Origin of the sequence: Bifidobacterium imperatoris, from assembly GCF_002860405.1 — a bacterium.
Lineage (GTDB): Bacteria > Actinomycetota > Actinomycetes > Actinomycetales > Bifidobacteriaceae > Bifidobacterium > Bifidobacterium imperatoris.
Map to the genome: position 1 here is coordinate 38,630 of NZ_NMWV01000004.1, position 14,211 is coordinate 52,840.

General features: G+C 54.8%; 13 protein-coding genes and 1 pseudogene. 8 read left to right on the forward strand and 6 right to left on the reverse strand.

All coding sequences use genetic code 11. From position 1 onward, the window contains the following. Nucleotides 1–148 precede the first annotated feature (148 nt). From gyrB to dnaA, 5 genes are all read right to left on the reverse strand, one after another. On the reverse strand, nucleotides 149–2,239 hold the full coding sequence (gene gyrB / locus Tam1G_RS01165; RefSeq protein ID WP_033891644.1) for a DNA topoisomerase (ATP-hydrolyzing) subunit B: 2,091 nt from the start codon (nucleotides 2,237–2,239) through the stop codon (nucleotides 149–151). A 165-nt stretch (nucleotides 2,240–2,404) separates the two neighbouring features. After that, nucleotides 2,405–2,884 carry a DciA family protein gene (locus Tam1G_RS01170; RefSeq protein WP_101625160.1) on the reverse strand — a complete coding sequence of 160 codons (480 nt, stop codon included), beginning with the start codon at nucleotides 2,882–2,884 and terminating at the stop codon, nucleotides 2,405–2,407. Continuing rightward, nucleotides 2,881–4,077, reverse strand: coding sequence for a DNA replication/repair protein RecF (recF, locus tag Tam1G_RS01175; RefSeq protein WP_101625161.1), 1,197 nt, complete (start codon nucleotides 4,075–4,077; stop codon nucleotides 2,881–2,883). Before recF ends, Tam1G_RS01170 begins: the two co-directional genes overlap by 4 nt. Before the next feature lie 41 nt (nucleotides 4,078–4,118). After that, nucleotides 4,119–5,243 carry a DNA polymerase III subunit beta gene (dnaN, locus tag Tam1G_RS01180; protein ID WP_033891492.1) on the reverse strand — a complete coding sequence of 375 codons (1,125 nt, stop codon included), beginning with the start codon at nucleotides 5,241–5,243 and terminating at the stop codon, nucleotides 4,119–4,121. A gap of 519 nt (nucleotides 5,244–5,762) precedes the next feature. Next, entirely contained in the window at nucleotides 5,763–7,289 is a 1,527-nt protein-coding gene (dnaA, locus tag Tam1G_RS01190; protein WP_101625162.1) for a chromosomal replication initiator protein DnaA, read from the reverse strand. A 318-nt stretch (nucleotides 7,290–7,607) separates the two neighbouring features. On the opposite strand from dnaA, the gene rpmH reads away from it, so the two are divergent. The 8 genes from rpmH (at nucleotide 7,608) to Tam1G_RS01230 (ending at nucleotide 13,472) form a co-directional block, all read left to right on the forward strand. Then, nucleotides 7,608–7,742 (forward strand): 50S ribosomal protein L34, encoded by a 135-nt coding sequence (gene rpmH, locus Tam1G_RS01195; protein ID WP_003825298.1) that lies wholly within the window; start codon nucleotides 7,608–7,610, stop codon nucleotides 7,740–7,742. A 34-nt stretch (nucleotides 7,743–7,776) separates the two neighbouring features. Beyond that, nucleotides 7,777–8,124: a ribonuclease P protein component gene (rnpA, locus tag Tam1G_RS01200; RefSeq protein ID WP_101625163.1), complete on the forward strand. Its 348-nt coding sequence runs from the start codon at nucleotides 7,777–7,779 to the stop codon at nucleotides 8,122–8,124. Nucleotide 8,125: 1 nt separating this feature from the next. Beyond that, nucleotides 8,126–8,443 (forward strand): membrane protein insertion efficiency factor YidD, encoded by a 318-nt coding sequence (gene yidD / locus Tam1G_RS01205; protein WP_101625164.1) that lies wholly within the window; start codon nucleotides 8,126–8,128, stop codon nucleotides 8,441–8,443. After that, on the forward strand, nucleotides 8,440–9,453 hold the full coding sequence (yidC, locus tag Tam1G_RS01210) for a membrane protein insertase YidC (RefSeq protein ID WP_101625165.1): 1,014 nt from the start codon (nucleotides 8,440–8,442) through the stop codon (nucleotides 9,451–9,453). The genes yidD and yidC overlap by 4 nt, the downstream gene beginning before the upstream one ends. A gap of 126 nt (nucleotides 9,454–9,579) precedes the next feature. Beyond that, nucleotides 9,580–10,113, forward strand: a complete 534-nt coding sequence (locus tag Tam1G_RS01215; protein WP_101625166.1) for a Jag family protein — start codon at nucleotides 9,580–9,582, stop codon at nucleotides 10,111–10,113. 153 nt (nucleotides 10,114–10,266) lie between these two features. Then, a complete protein-coding gene (rsmG, locus tag Tam1G_RS01220) occupies nucleotides 10,267–10,932 on the forward strand; it encodes a 16S rRNA (guanine(527)-N(7))-methyltransferase RsmG (protein WP_101625167.1) in 666 nt (221 codons plus the stop codon). Nucleotides 10,933–11,193: 261 nt separating this feature from the next. Then, nucleotides 11,194–12,162, forward strand: a complete 969-nt coding sequence (locus Tam1G_RS01225; protein ID WP_165781861.1) for a ParA family protein — start codon at nucleotides 11,194–11,196, stop codon at nucleotides 12,160–12,162. Beyond that, on the forward strand, nucleotides 12,162–13,472 hold the full coding sequence (locus tag Tam1G_RS01230; protein WP_101625168.1) for a ParB/RepB/Spo0J family partition protein: 1,311 nt from the start codon (nucleotides 12,162–12,164) through the stop codon (nucleotides 13,470–13,472). Before Tam1G_RS01225 ends, Tam1G_RS01230 begins: the two co-directional genes overlap by 1 nt. A 153-nt stretch (nucleotides 13,473–13,625) precedes the next feature. Here Tam1G_RS01230 and Tam1G_RS01235 read toward each other — a convergent pair. Then, nucleotides 13,626–14,211, reverse strand: a pseudogene (locus tag Tam1G_RS01235) (IS256 family transposase); the annotation flags it as partial.

Below are 14,211 nucleotides of genomic sequence, written 5' to 3' on the forward strand. Positions count from 1 at the left end.
TGTTGTCGTTGACACCGCCCGGGGTGTTATTTGTTTCGTCTGCCACTTATTACCATTCCTTTGGTGTTTTAAAAAGCTCAAACGTGGTCTCTCCCCGTCACCGCTTCACGGTGACATTTCCCTCATCAGAGGGAGACTGGAGATTCCGTCAGGCGTCAATCCAGCGGACGTTCTTGGCGTTGCGTTGGATGAAGAGTCGGCGGGGTTCCACTTCGTCGCCCATCAGCATGGAGAAGGTCTCGTCAGCGGCTGCGGCGTCTTCGATGTGCACCTGCTTGAGGATGCGGTGTTCAGGGTCCATAGTGGTTTCCCACAGCTCCTGGTAGCTCATCTCGCCCAGACCCTTGTAGCGCTGGATGCCTTCGCCCTTGGGCAGCTGACGACCAGCGGCCTTGCCTTCGGCGAGCACGCGGTCGCGCTCGGCATCGGTGTAGACGAAGTCGTGCGGGCCCTTGGTCCACTTCAGTCGGTACAGCGGCGGCATGGCCACGTACACGTAGCCTGCGGTGATCATCGGGCGCATGTAGCGGAAGAACAGGGTCAGATTCAGCGTGGCGATGTGGGCACCATCCACATCAGCATCGGCCATGATGATGACCTTGTGATAGCGAACCTTGGAGATGTCGAAGTCCTCACCATAGCCGCCGCCGACCGCGGTGATCAGCGATTCAATGGTGTCGGACTTCATCATGCGGTCCAGGCTGGCACGCTCGGTGTTCAAAATCTTGCCTCGAAGCGGCAGAATGGCCTGGGTGATCGGGTTACGGCCCTGAATGGCGGAGCCACCTGCGGAATCACCCTCCACGATGAACAGCTCGCACTCCTCCGGATTCGAGGACTGGCAGTCCTTGAGCTTATCCGGCATGCCGGCAGACTCGAAGATGGACTTGCGACGCGTGTTCTCACGAGCCTTCTTCGCGGCCAGACGAGCACGGGAGGCCTCGATGGCCTTCTGAATGATGTTCTTGGCCTCAGCCGGGTGGGAGTCGAACCAATCGCCGAGCTTGTCGGTCATCACGCGCTGCACGAAGGTCTTGGCTTCGGAGTTGCCGAGCTTGGTCTTGGTCTGGCCTTCGAACTGCGGGTTGGTGAGCTTGACAGAGATTACGGCGGTCAGGCCTTCGCGCACATCGTCACCGGAGAGGTTCTCGTCCTTGTCTTTGAGGATGCTCTTCTCGCGTGCGTAACGGTTGACCAGCGAAGTCAGCGCTGCACGGAAGCCTTCCTCGTGGGTGCCGCCTTCGGTGGTGGAAATGGTGTTGGCGAAGGTGTGCACTGCCTCAGAGTAGGCGGTGGTCCACTGCATAGCCAGTTCGGCGGAGATGCCGAGCTTCAGATCCTCGGCTTCAAAGCTGATGACTTCTTCCTCAACCGGGTTGGCCTTGCGGGACTTGACCAGATAATCCACGTAATCCTTGATACCGTTCAGGTACTGGTAGGTCACAGTCTGGTGGGTTTCGCCGGCTTCCGGCGCATTGTCTCCAGCCACTTCATCGCCGGCCTGATCAGGTTCACGCAGATCGGTCAGGCTGATCTTTAGGCCCTTGTTCAGGAAGGCCATCTGCTGGAAGCGGGAACGCAACGTTTCGAAGTCGTAGACCGTGGTCTCAAAGATCTTCGGATCGGCCCAGAAGGTCACGGAAGTACCGGTGGACTCGCCTTCAGCCATCGGCTCACCCTGCTTCAGCGGAGCGGTGGGGTGCTGGTCGATGTAGGTCTGGGTCCAGTGGAAGCCCTGGCGGCGCACTTCGATGTCCACGCGAGTGGAGAGTGCGTTCACCACGGAGATGCCTACGCCGTGCAGACCACCGGAGACTGCGTAGCCGCCACCGCCGAACTTGCCGCCGGCGTGCAGCTTGGTCATCACGGTTTCCACACCGGAGACGCCTTCGCCGGGCACTTCGTCAACTGGGATGCCTCGGCCGTCGTCCACCACGCGAATGCCGTTGTCCGGCAGAATGGTGACTTCGATATGGCTGGCGTATCCCGCCAAAGCCTCATCGACCGAGTTGTCGACGATCTCGTAGACCAAGTGGTGCAGGCCGCGCGGGCCGGTGGAACCGATGTACATACCCGGGCGGATACGCACGGCCTCCAGGCCTTCCAACACCCTCAGATCAGAGGCCTCATAATGTTCGGGGGCCATGGATTCGTCGAGTTCGCCTTCAGTGAGTTCCGCATTATTGATATGCTCTGCAGCCGCCTTCAGCTGCTCCTCTTTGCTGGTTTCGTCTGCCAACAGGCTTCCTTCCGTAACTACCAGGTCAGCCTTGCAAATCTCGTCTTTTGCAGGGGCGATATGGCTTAAGAAGCCCGTAAAGGGCTCTTCTAGCCTTTTGACCATACTGCATGTGATTTTACTCGTTTAGCACGACGAGCGCCATAGCGAGGCTTTTATTGCCTTCTACTTTCTTCTGGCCCATTTGCGCGAATATCCCACGGCCGGACCGGTCACGCGTATCTCGTTGATGGTCAATCCTTTGAGATTGCCGCGGATGGTTTCAGTCAGCTGTGGAATCAGATACGTCAGCTGAGTGGCCCAGACCGTGGATTCGGCACGAATGGTCAGCACACCGCCGCTGAAGTCGGCCACAGCTGAATGCGCAGCGACGCCTGGGCCTACTACTTGGTCCCAATGGTTGCGCAACTGCGCCAGTTTCAGGTTCGTACTCCACACGCCATTGCCGGCGATGGTAGACATCACATTGCCGAGTTCAGCGGGATCGCGCCCGGGTTTACCGAAGTTTTCGATGGCTTCTTCACGTCTCTGCTGAAGATGCTGACGATCATTCAGCAGTGCTCCACGTCGTGAGATTCGTTCAAAAACTTCGCAGGCCAGCTTGGTCTGGTCAAGATGAAGACGAAAAGCCACTGGCGGAATCATGCTCGCACCTGCTGTACCAAATCAGCGAATGGATCTTTGAATGCATCCTTGAGTGCGGCCACATCAATCACATGAGCCTTCTCACCCAGCATGGTGTGCGCGGATTCCGGCACATCACCTTCGGATGCCACGGTAATCAGCACCTGCTCTTGCTGGGCTGCGAAATCAAGAATCTGGCTGCGGCGGCTATCGTCCAGCTGGGCGAACACATCATCGAGAATCACAATCGGACGCATGCCCAGCTGCTCTCGAATCACTTGGAACAAGGCCATTTTCAGTGCCAATGCCATAGTCCACATTTCACCGTTGGACGCAAATTCCTTGGCGGGAATATCGAAGAGTTCCAGGCTGAGATCATCGCGCTGCGGGCCGATAAGATTCACACCGCGGGCCACTTCTCCGGGGTAGATGCGCTGGAAATGCTCACTGATGGCGTTATGAGGCTCGTCAAAGAGCAGTACTTCGTCGAATGAGGGCACGTAGCTGAGTGTCACCTGCTCGGTCTCGCCGGCAAGTTCACGATAGATTGCAGCAAATGGTTCGGCGAGCAAATCAATGATGCGCTTGCGCATACGAGTCAAGACAATGCCAGCTTCGATGAACTGCCCAGTCCAGATTTCCAGCCCGCTTAAGACAGCGTCTACCGGCTGCCCAGTATTGGAACTGGCATTGAGCTGTTTCAGTAAGGTGGCACGCTGCTTGGCGATGCGCGTGAACTGCTGCAATGCTTCGGGGTAGCCGCGTTCAAGCAATGCACCGGCTTGATTCAGCAGGGTTCGCCGGGCAGCTGGATCTCCTGAAACGAGACGCTGGTCCTCGGGTGTGAAGGCCACTGAGGGGATTTGGCCGACGATGTCGCGCAGATAGAGCGATGAACCGGAGTTGATGCGGGCTCGATTGGCACCGCGTGCATGAATGGATGCCTCGTAGGTGGTGACTTGGTCGGTATCGTCCGCTGATTCAGCGCCTACCACGTTCGCGCGAATCGTAGCGGTGGATTGCCCTCGTTCGATAAGAGGCAAGGTGCTGGAGGTGCGGTGGCTGGCTCCGGTAGAGAGGATTTCCACGGCTTCTACCAGATTGGTTTTACCAAGCCCATTTTTCCCCACTATGAGATTCACGCCTGGTACAAAATCGACCACTACCTGGCTCCAGGAGCGGTAGTGGTCGAGTGCGAGACGCGAAACGTACATCAGTATGTGAACGATTTCTTCTTGATATCCGGTCGGTTGCCTCAGCTGTTGAAGCGCATCGGCACCAGCAGGTAGCGGTAATCCATCGACTCGTCGGAGTCGGCTTCCTGCTGACCGTTGAACTCAACCGGCTTGACCGGGGTGGTCATCTTGATGCGGACGAATGGCTCGGCGATGGCGGAAAGGCCTTCCTTCAAGTAGGAGGGGTTGAATGCCACGGTGATGTCGTCGCCATCCATGTCGATGTCCAAGGTTTCGTTGGCCTGAGCCTCATCAGCGGAACCAGCGGACAGTGCGACTTCCTGACCGGTGAAGGACATGCGAATCGGAGCGTTGCGTTCGGCAACCAGTGCCACACGGCTGATGGCGTCGAGCAGATCCTGCTTGTTCACCACGGCCTGAATCGGGTATTCGTCTGCAAACAGGCGATCGACTGCCGGGAATTCACCATCAATGAGCTGGGAAGTGGAAACACGACCCGCATTCTCGAAGCCCAGAAGCGTTGGGTTATCGGCATCGAAGTCGAGACGAATATTCTGGTGCTCATCCAGAGAACGAGCCACATCCTTAAGCAGGGAGCCGCGAACCAGCGTGGTGGTTTCCACGGCCGGGTCCTGCGGAGTCCAAGTGAAGGTGGCGCGAGCCAAACGGAAACGATCGGTGGAGGTCATAACAACCTTGTCGCCTTGGAATTGCATACGAACACCAGTCAAAACCGGGCGATTTTCTTCGCGAGACACTGCCACGGAAGCCTGATTCACTGCCTGCACGAAAGTCGGGGCATCAACCTGGCCAAGTGCCGGAGGCACGGTGGGCAAATCCGGGTATTCGGTATCCGGCATGAGCTGCAAAGTGAACGTGGATTTGCCAGCGGTGATGGTCAGCGTGGAATCGCTGGTGCTCAAGTAGGTCTTCTCGGAGCGCAGCGACTTGGTGATATCTGCTAACAGCTTGCCCAGAACCAGAACGGAACCTGCTTCGTCCACGCCAGCTTCGATGTGGTGGCGAGCGGAAATCTCGTAGTTGAAGGCTGAGAACTGGAGCGTGCCATCGATGGCTTCGAGGCGAACGCCAGCCAGAATTGGATTGGAGGGTCGAGCGTCGATGACGCGAGACGTCCAGGCTACGGCATCGGCCAAGGCCGCGGTATCGATTTCGACTTTCATGTGGGTTTTCCCTTCGTCTGAATTTGCTGAAGAACATTCTAGCCGTTAGGCGGCGAAGTTGATTCGGGTAAAGCTCGGGCAGTTGCTGTGGTGACGATGCTTTTCTAAGTACCCTGTAAGTAATCTACATAATAAGCGCGGTGGATAGTGTGGATAAGTGGGGAAAAGTATTCTGCCGCAACGCGTCGCGAGAGATTTCCAAATGTGGATAACTTCTGCATAACGGTGGATAAACAGCCGAGTTATCCACAGGATTTTTGATGCTTTTCAGATTTCCACATCAAAACGCGATTTATACACGAGTTTTCCACCGAAAATGAGTGGGTAATCCACGAGTTATCCGCAGACTTTACCCACATTTGTGAATAACTATGTGGATAACTTTGATGCTTTTTCGTCAGGCGCACGGCGTGTTGAACCCGAATATCATCGAGGAGAATCGATTCTGGAGACCGATTTTGACGTTTTTTCTGATGCCTCTGGAAAAAGTGGCGAAAACGGTCTGTCAAACGGCTTGTGTCATTCAGCGTTATTTTGCTTCAGACGAACAGTGAGCTCCGTAACGTAGGTATAGATCTCCTGCTTCTGCTGCATTTCATCGCTGACACGCGTATATGCGTGCATTACGGTGGTGTGATCGCGTCCACCGAACACTTCACCGATATCCAGCAAGCTCATACTGGTCATTTCACGGGCAAGATACATGGCAATTTGGCGAGCCAAAGCCACATTCTTGGTACGAGAACGGCCAACCAGATCATCAAACGTCAAATGGAAGTACTTGGCCACCTGCCCGATGATGTCCGTGGGCTTGATTTCTACGTCGGTAGTGAAGAAATCCTGCAACGTTTGCTCGGCAAGAGCACGAGTCACCGGCTGATTGCTCAGTGAAGCCACTGCGGTTACGCGGGTAAGCGCACCTTCCAGCTCTCGAATGTTCTCCGTAAAACGTTCGGCAATCAAATCCAGCACGTCGCTTGGAATCTTGGAGCCGTTCATTGAGGCGATCATCCTCAAAATGGCGATACGGGTCTCCAGATCCGGCGGCTTGACGTCTACGGTCAGACCGGATTCGAAGCGGGAAATCAGTCGAGCTTCAAAGCCCTTCAAGTTCTTCGGCGCCACATCGGACGCGATGACGATGCGCTTATTCGCCTGATGCAAGGAATTGAACGTATGGAAGAACTGATCCAACGTTGCTTCCTTGCCACCGAGGAACTGAATATCGTCGATCAGCAGCACATCGACCTGACGGTAACGGCGGTTGAATGCAGCAATCTGGCCTTGGCTTTGGTTCGGGTTCTGCAACGCATCGATGAATTCGTTGGTGAATTCCTCACTGGTTACATAACGAACCTTCAGATTCGGATCCTTGACCAGCGCATAGTTGCCGATGGCGTTGAGCAAATGGGTTTTGCCCAAACCGGATCCGCCATAAATACACAACGGATTGAAGTCCTGGCCCGATCCCTCGGCCACCGCAAGTGCCACGGTACGGGCGAAACGGTTGGAATCGCCAGGCACAAAGGAATCAAACGTAAAGTTCTTATTGAGATGAGTCTCCGGATCGAGATTCATCTTCTGCCCACCGACCGGATATTGCTGCGGTTCGGAAGCCGGCACCGGCGAATACTTCGGTTCGGGCTTCGCCACTGGCTCAGGCTGTTTGAGACCATAAGGGTCGCGACCGAACTCGGCGACCGTAGGTGCGCTTTCCCGAGGATACGATTCCTTCGGCTGGGCTGTTGCGGCAGGCGCAGGCTTGCTGGGCTTCGGCGCAACCTTGAAAGCCGGGAACATCGTGATGCCGGTCACGGTTTGCAAAGTGCGCAGCAGTTGCTCATTGAGATTGCCCTGAATGGCCTGCAACGTGTCATTGGACTCCACGCACAGCACAATGGTGGAACCGAATACACCTTCGGGAACCACACCTTCGAGCCAACCCTTCTCTCTCGGGGTCAGCGAATTGCTGTGTTTGAGCATGGTGAGCGCATCCGACCAGATGCGGGCTGCCTCGACCGCGGGGTCGGCAGATGAACCAGCCATAAAGACCCCTTCTTCTTGCTCGTACGTACATGGATACAATAGGTAATGTTTACTACTATCCACGGAAGTTATCCACCGTGTTGCGTGTTGGAAATGCTGGATTGTGAATAACATCAATGTAATTTGTGGATAACTTTTAGGGCGAAACGGTTGATATTACGCCACTTCTCAGGTCTTCGGCGTGTTGCGGGCACTGTGTCGAAATGTGAAAACTCGTGCCTTATTTTGACTTGTGACCAGGGTTGAGAGTACGTTGGTATAGCTTGACTCACGTGAGGGCAGCGCGAAGCGTTGCCAAATAGACCTAGGAGCATTGATATGAAGAGGACGTTCCAGCCGAACAACCGTCGTCGTCACATGAAGCACGGCTTCCGCCTGCGTATGCGCACCCGTTCCGGCCGCGCGGTGATCAACCGCCGTCGCGCCAAGGGCCGCAAGAACCTGTCCGCCTGATCGTAGCGATCATTACCACAGCGGCATAGTCGAGGTGGAGAGGCTTCAAAGCCATCGTGATTTTGTCGGCGTATTACAACGTCGGCGAAAAGTCGGTGGCAGAGACATCGTCGTGCATTATCTGGTGCTCGACGAACAGCATGACGACCAGGCGAATCATCGTCGCCTGGGTTTAGCCGTCTCCAAATCCGTAGGTAAAGCGGTTACCCGTAACACGGTGAAGCGCAGGTTCCGAGTCCTGGCCAGGATGCATGAGCACCAACTCCCGGAACATTGCGACATTGTGTTGCGCGCCAAGCCGAGCGCAGCTTCCGCTTCGTTTGAGTCCTTGGACCACCAAATTGCCAAATGCTTTGCTGCCGTGGCGAACAAGGCGAAGTGATATGTCTACTTCCATCAAGGCGGTGATGATTTGCGGTGTGCGCTGGTACCAGCGTCACATTTCCGCGAATACACCGCCTTGTTGTAAGTATTATCCGTCATGCTCAAATTACGCCATTGAGGCTTTCGAACGGTATGGCGCTTTCAAAGGGGGAGTGCTCGCCGTATTGCGATTGCTTCGTTGCCGGCCGTGGAGTCGCGGGGGAATAGACGACGTGCCGCAACAATATTCAATTTTTTATAGATTTTCTTGGTCGAAGGCTCATGAGGAACCTCGACTGACACCATTGGCCACGACCCAAGGAGAGGCCCATCGATGACTAATCCAAACCAATTCCTTCTCGATAGCGGATTCTGGGGATTCTTCTATAAGCTCCTGACTCCGGTCGAGTGGCTCCAGACTTGGATTCTGAAGCTTGTGCATGATTTCTTCGTGCTGCTCGGCATGAACGAGATCGGCGTTTCATGGGTCCTTGCCATTATCTGCCTGGTGCTGGTGGTGCAGATCTGCATCTTCCCGCTGTTCTACAAGCAGATCAAGTCGATGCGCAAGATGCAGGCGCTTGCTCCGAAGATGCAGCGCATCCAGAACAAGTACAAGGGCAAGACGGATCAGGCTTCCAAGGAAGCTCAGAGCCGCGAAATGATGAAGCTCTATCAGGACAACAACGCCAATCCGGCCGGATCCTGCTTGCCGATGCTGATTCAGGGCCCTGTGTTCATGGCCATGTTCTACACGCTGTCCGCTATTCCGTACATCGCCAATGGTGTGCGTAAAGAACCGTTGGGTGCATTCGATGTGGCCACTGCCAAGCAGTTCACCCAGACCGATGTGTTCGGTATCGTTAGCGTCACTGACAACTTTACTTCCGCCGCTTTCGCAGGCAAGATCGTCATCGGCATCTTCGTGGCGTTGATGTGCTTCTGCCTGTGGTTCGTGCAGTATTTCAGCATGAAGCGCAATATGGCCGCTGCTTCTATGAACAAACAGGCCGAGTCCATGCAGAAGATGATGCTGTGGATCTTCCCAATCATGTACATCTTCTCGGGTATCGCCATGCCATTCGCTGTGCTGGTCTACTGGCTGACCAACAACGTTTGCAACTTGATCCGCACGGTCTGGCAGGTCACGTACTTCCCGACTCCGGGCTCCCCGGCTGCCGAGGATAAGGAGAAGCGTGATCACCGCCGCGAGAACGCTCGCCGCGAAAAGGCTGGTCTGCCTTCTCTGGAAGAAGAGGAGCTGATCAAGGCCAAGGAAGCAGCTGAGCATAAGGACAATAAGGGCTATCAGCGAGTCCAGCCTCAGCGTAAGCGCAAGCGCAAGTAAAACCATCTGTTGATTGAATGTGCTCCATGTTTCACGTGAAACATGGAGCACATTCGACACTTTGGACCTTGTTCATGGAAACAGGGCCTAGACTTGAAACTTAGCATTTGTTAGAAGGAGTACCGCATGGCACAGGATGACGAGAAGTCAATCGACCAGCTCAACGAAGAGGCTGACATCGCTGCCGATTACCTCGAGGGCTTGCTTGATATCGCTGACTATGAAGGCGATATCGAAATGGGAATTCGCAACAATCGTCCGACCATTCAGATCGTTGCCGATGATGATACCGACATCAAGCATCTGATTGGTCGCAATGGTGAAGTAGTCGATGCTCTGCAGCAGCTGACTCGTCTTGCCGTGCAGCAGAAGACCGGTGAGCGTTCCCATCTGATTGTCGATGTGGATGGCTTCCTGAAGCGCAAGCGTCAGCACCTGCGTGATATCGCTCTTGATGCCGTTGATGCTGTGAAGGAATCCGGCGAGCCATATGATTTGAAGCCGATGAATTCCTTCGAGCGTAAGGTCGTACACGATGTGGTTCGTGAGGAAGGCTTGAAGTCCCGCTCTCACGGTGAAGAACCTCATCGTTATGTGACCGTCTACCTGCGCAATAAGAGCGAGGATTCCGAAGACGCTGAGGATTTCGACCAGGAGTGATTTCGGATGCTGTTGAGATAAAGCCGAGCTTAACGGTAGTTCCACATCTCAGCAGCATGTGATTGCATTTGGTTTCATGTCTATGAGGCGTCGTACCAGCGGCGCCTCATTCCATGTGTGATGTTTCACGTGAAACACAAGAGGGGAGTGACCATGACAGACGCTTTGGAAGGATCTCCGGTTCTGTCCGAGATTCTTGGGGATGCGCTGCCTCAACTCGAATTGTTCCATAAGAAACTCGAGAGCGAAGGCGAACCTCGGGGTCTTATCGGTCCGCGTGATGTGGATATCATCTGGGAACGTCATATTCTGAATTCAGCAGCCATCGTGCCATATGTACAGCAGTCGACCACTGGGGCTCGATTTAAAACGGTGGCCGATGTTGGCAGTGGTGGTGGGTTCCCGGGATTGGTTGCTGCGGCTTGCCTCCCGGATCATAAATTTACGTTGATTGAGCCAATGGAACGTCGTATCGACTGGCTGACCGAGTGTGTGGATCTGATGGGTCTGAACAATGTGACATTGGTTCGCGGTCGTTCCGATGAAGTCATCGCTCAGGTACGTAAGCATAAGATTCATCCATTTGCCGTGGTCACCTGCCGAGCTGTTGCCCCCATGACCAAATTGTCGGGGTGGACGTTGCCGTTGCTTAAGACGTCTGGTCAACTCATTGCTCTGAAGGGTCGTTCCGCACAGGTAGAGCTCGACAAGGCAAAGGATCAGATAGAGCGTTTCGGTGGGCGTAATGCGCGAGTAGTGGAGGCCCCTGTGGGTCCGAATCTGGAACCGACGCATGTGGTCATTGTTGATAAGCGGTGATGAGCGTGATTGTATCCACTATCCACTTATCCACATTTTGCACATGCCTCTTAAGTTATCCACATTGGTAGTGCAAAAACGTGGATAAGCTCGAAATCGTTCAAAAATCAAGGATTTTTGGCAAGGAAAAACGCAAAAGACAGCGGTGAAGACACCTACTTATCCACAGTTATCCACATTGGGGTCTGAAAAAGTGGATAACTTCGCGCCCTGTCCATGCGAATAGGAAGACTTGAAACTATATCAGTGCAAGGAGAAGCGATGGCCATGAAGGATCATCAAGAGGAAGTGATTGAGTCTGCTTCCGAAACCCTTCATCGTATTTTTGGTGGGGATAATTCTGGGTTGGGTAGCCAGATGGCCGATGAAAATTCACGGTACGAGGCTCTGCAGCAGGCTGTATTTACGAAGCCGAAGCGTACTCGACTGATTGCCGTCGCCAATCAGAAGGGTGGTGTAGGTAAAACTACTTCCACCGTGAATCTTGCTGCTGCAATGGCACAGTTTGGTGCTCAGGTTCTGGTCATCGACATGGATCCTCAGGGCAATGCCTCCACGGCACTGGGTGTTCCTCATGCTTCTGGCGATCCTTCTACATACGATGTGCTCGAAGGCCGTTCCTCTATTGAAGATGTCATCAGCGTTTGCCCTGATTTCCCGACGCTTGATGTGGTGCCGGCATCTATCGATTTGAGTGGTGCCGAACTTGAGGTTGCGGATTTGCCGAATCGCAATACCTTGTTGAAGGAAGCGCTTGAGCAGTATCTGCGCCAGTCCGACAAGCATTATGATTACGTCTTCATTGACTGCCCGCCGAGCCTTGGCCTGTTGGTAATTAATGCCATGTGCGCGGTGACGGAGATGCTGATTCCGATTCAGGCTGAATACTATGCATTGGAAGGTCTGGGACAGCTGATTAACACCATCGGTCTGGTTCAGGATCATTTCAATCCTGTGCTGCTGGTGTCTACTATGCTGGTCACGATGTTCGATCGTCGTACCCTGCTCAGTAGGGAAGTGTACAACGAGGTCAAGGGGCACTATCCTAATATCGTGCTGGATACTACGATTCCTCGCTCGGTCAAGATTTCCGAAGCTCCGAGCTTCTCTCAATCGGTTATCTCTTATGATCCTCGCGGTTTGGGTGCTATTGCTTATGGTGAAGCCGCTCTGGAAATCGCTGGACGCTCTCAGAATGTACTCGACGCTCTTGATTCGAGGAGGAAATAATGGCATCGAAATCACGATTGGGCAAGGGACTCGGCGCACTATTTCCTGATTTGCCAGGGGATGAGACTGTCGAGAAGAAAGTAAAGTCTCCTGAGAATGCCAAAAAGGTGGCGGAAACGAAGTCGGCAACCAAGGTGCTGGCCTCTGCTGCTACTTCGGTGGCGACTCCCGGTAAGGCATCGAGCAATGTGAAGAAGAACATGGCCAAACGCGCGGCCATGCCAGCATTGGATGATATTGCTCACCCGAGTGATTTGTTCTTCGGTTCGGATTCGCCTCAACCGCAGCTTCCGGTTGCCGACCTCCCGAAGGCGACGAGCAAGGATGTTTCACGTGAAACATCGAAGCCCGCTAAGACCGCTAAATCCGGTAAGGACGAAGAGAAGCTTGAGCTAAAGCCTGTGCAGGGCGGCTATCTTGCAGAGTTGAAGCTCAGCGACATTGGCCCGAACGTACATCAACCGCGTACCATTTTTGATGAGGATGAGCTCAACGAGCTGTCTGCCTCCATCAAGGAAGTCGGTGTTTTGCAGCCGATTGTGGTGCGCAAGCGCCCGGCCGATCAGATTGCCGAAGCGAAAGCCAAGAAGGACGATCAGGAATCGTCTGCCAATCCGTTCGCTGGTCATCTGGACAGCCCGTATGAGCTGATTATGGGTGAACGCCGTTGGCGTGCGTCGCAGCTGGCTGGTTTGGAAACCATTCCCGCCATCGTCAAGACCACTGCTGACGATGACATGCTGCGTGACGCGTTGCTGGAAAACTTGCATCGCGTGGCATTGAATCCTCTTGAAGAGGCGGCTGCCTACCAGCAGATGATTGATGAGTTCGGTCTGACCCAGGCGCAGCTTTCCAAGTCGGTTTCCAAGTCTCGCCCGCAGATTGCCAACATGCTGCGTCTGCTGAATCTTCCTGCTGCAGTGCAGAAGAAGGTCGCTGCTGGCGTGCTGTCTTCTGGTCATGCTCGCGCTCTGCTGGGCTTGAGCGATCCTGAGGAAATGGACAAGCTGGCATCTCGCATTATCTCCGAAGGTCTTTCTGTGCGCAGCACCGAAGAAATTGTGGCGATGAAGATTGCGTCGGGGGAGCAGCCGAAGAAACCGAAGAAGTCCAAGACCAATCCGTGGGTTGGCTCAGCTGTGCAGCAGAGCTTGGAAAATCATTTCGATACCAAGGTGTCCATTAAGGGCACGCAGAAGCACGGTCGCATCGAAATCGTGTTCTCTTCCCCGGAAGACATGGATCGCATCCTGAAGCTTCTGGTGCCGAATCAGCCAGGCAGTGGCGATTCGGAATCCAAGTGGGTGTGATTGGCGTGCTGCGATAAACTGAGCGGGTCGGCAAAGTGCCGACGTGGGTTCGATTCTATCAATCGCATAAGGGCTGGCTTCTAAGGATAGGAAGCCAGCCCTATTTCTTGTGCTTGGGATGCGGGTTATAGGCCAAATTGTGTGTCTGGTGGCCTAGTTGTTTGATGTCCATTCGACGTGGGTGTGGAAGTCGTTCCAGTCGATGCCGGTGCCGTATCGCATGGGAATGCCGAACGTCTCGTGCATGCCTTGTGGGCTTTGCTCCCATGCGTGCTTGTAGAGGTCCTCGAGCCGCCGGTCGGTGATCGCGTTGGCCGCGAGCCACGCGTCCGTCTCGGGGCGTTCCGTGTGCTGGTGGCACCACCAGCAGATCGCCTTCAGCCGTCGTATCAGGCGCAGGCCGCGATGATGGCGCAGCATGTCACGCAGCCGACCGTTCCATGATTCGACGAGGTTGTTCGTCGACGGCACCGGACCGGCGGCCATGAGCTCCTCGTCGAGGAACGTGAGCAGCTGGTCCTCGCGGATGCGTCTGCGGATCATGCGCCTGGCCTTGACGAGCCGCTGGTGCGCGTCGTTCACGCTGCCGTCCGCGTACCGGCTTTGCTCGTCGAGGAAACCGGCGAAGTCCTGCTCCCATTGGTTGTAGGAGACGAGCCACGCCGCCGCGTCATCCTTGTTCCTGACGCGCGCCAACGCCACGGCGATCCGACGCAGTCGTCTGCCGGCCTGAAGACGC

Coding starts and splice junctions, on each gene's coding strand:
- recF (WP_101625161.1), bottom strand. CDS start 4,077: ATGTACGTTTCGCGTCTCGCACTCGACCACTACCGCTCCTGGAGCCAG.
- dnaA (WP_101625162.1), bottom strand. CDS start 7,289: ATGGCTGGTTCATCTGCCGACCCCGCGGTCGAGGCAGCCCGCATCTGG.
- Tam1G_RS01230 (WP_101625168.1), top strand. CDS start 12,162: ATGGCATCGAAATCACGATTGGGCAAGGGACTCGGCGCACTATTTCCT.
- dnaN (WP_033891492.1), bottom strand. CDS start 5,243: ATGAAAGTCGAAATCGATACCGCGGCCTTGGCCGATGCCGTAGCCTGG.
- yidD (WP_101625164.1), top strand. CDS start 8,126: ATGTCTACTTCCATCAAGGCGGTGATGATTTGCGGTGTGCGCTGGTAC.
- rsmG (WP_101625167.1), top strand. CDS start 10,267: ATGACAGACGCTTTGGAAGGATCTCCGGTTCTGTCCGAGATTCTTGGG.
- rpmH (WP_003825298.1), top strand. CDS start 7,608: ATGAAGAGGACGTTCCAGCCGAACAACCGTCGTCGTCACATGAAGCAC.
- yidC (WP_101625165.1), top strand. CDS start 8,440: ATGACTAATCCAAACCAATTCCTTCTCGATAGCGGATTCTGGGGATTC.
- Tam1G_RS01215 (WP_101625166.1), top strand. CDS start 9,580: ATGGCACAGGATGACGAGAAGTCAATCGACCAGCTCAACGAAGAGGCT.
- Tam1G_RS01225 (WP_165781861.1), top strand. CDS start 11,194: ATGGCCATGAAGGATCATCAAGAGGAAGTGATTGAGTCTGCTTCCGAA.
- Tam1G_RS01170 (WP_101625160.1), bottom strand. CDS start 2,884: ATGATTCCGCCAGTGGCTTTTCGTCTTCATCTTGACCAGACCAAGCTG.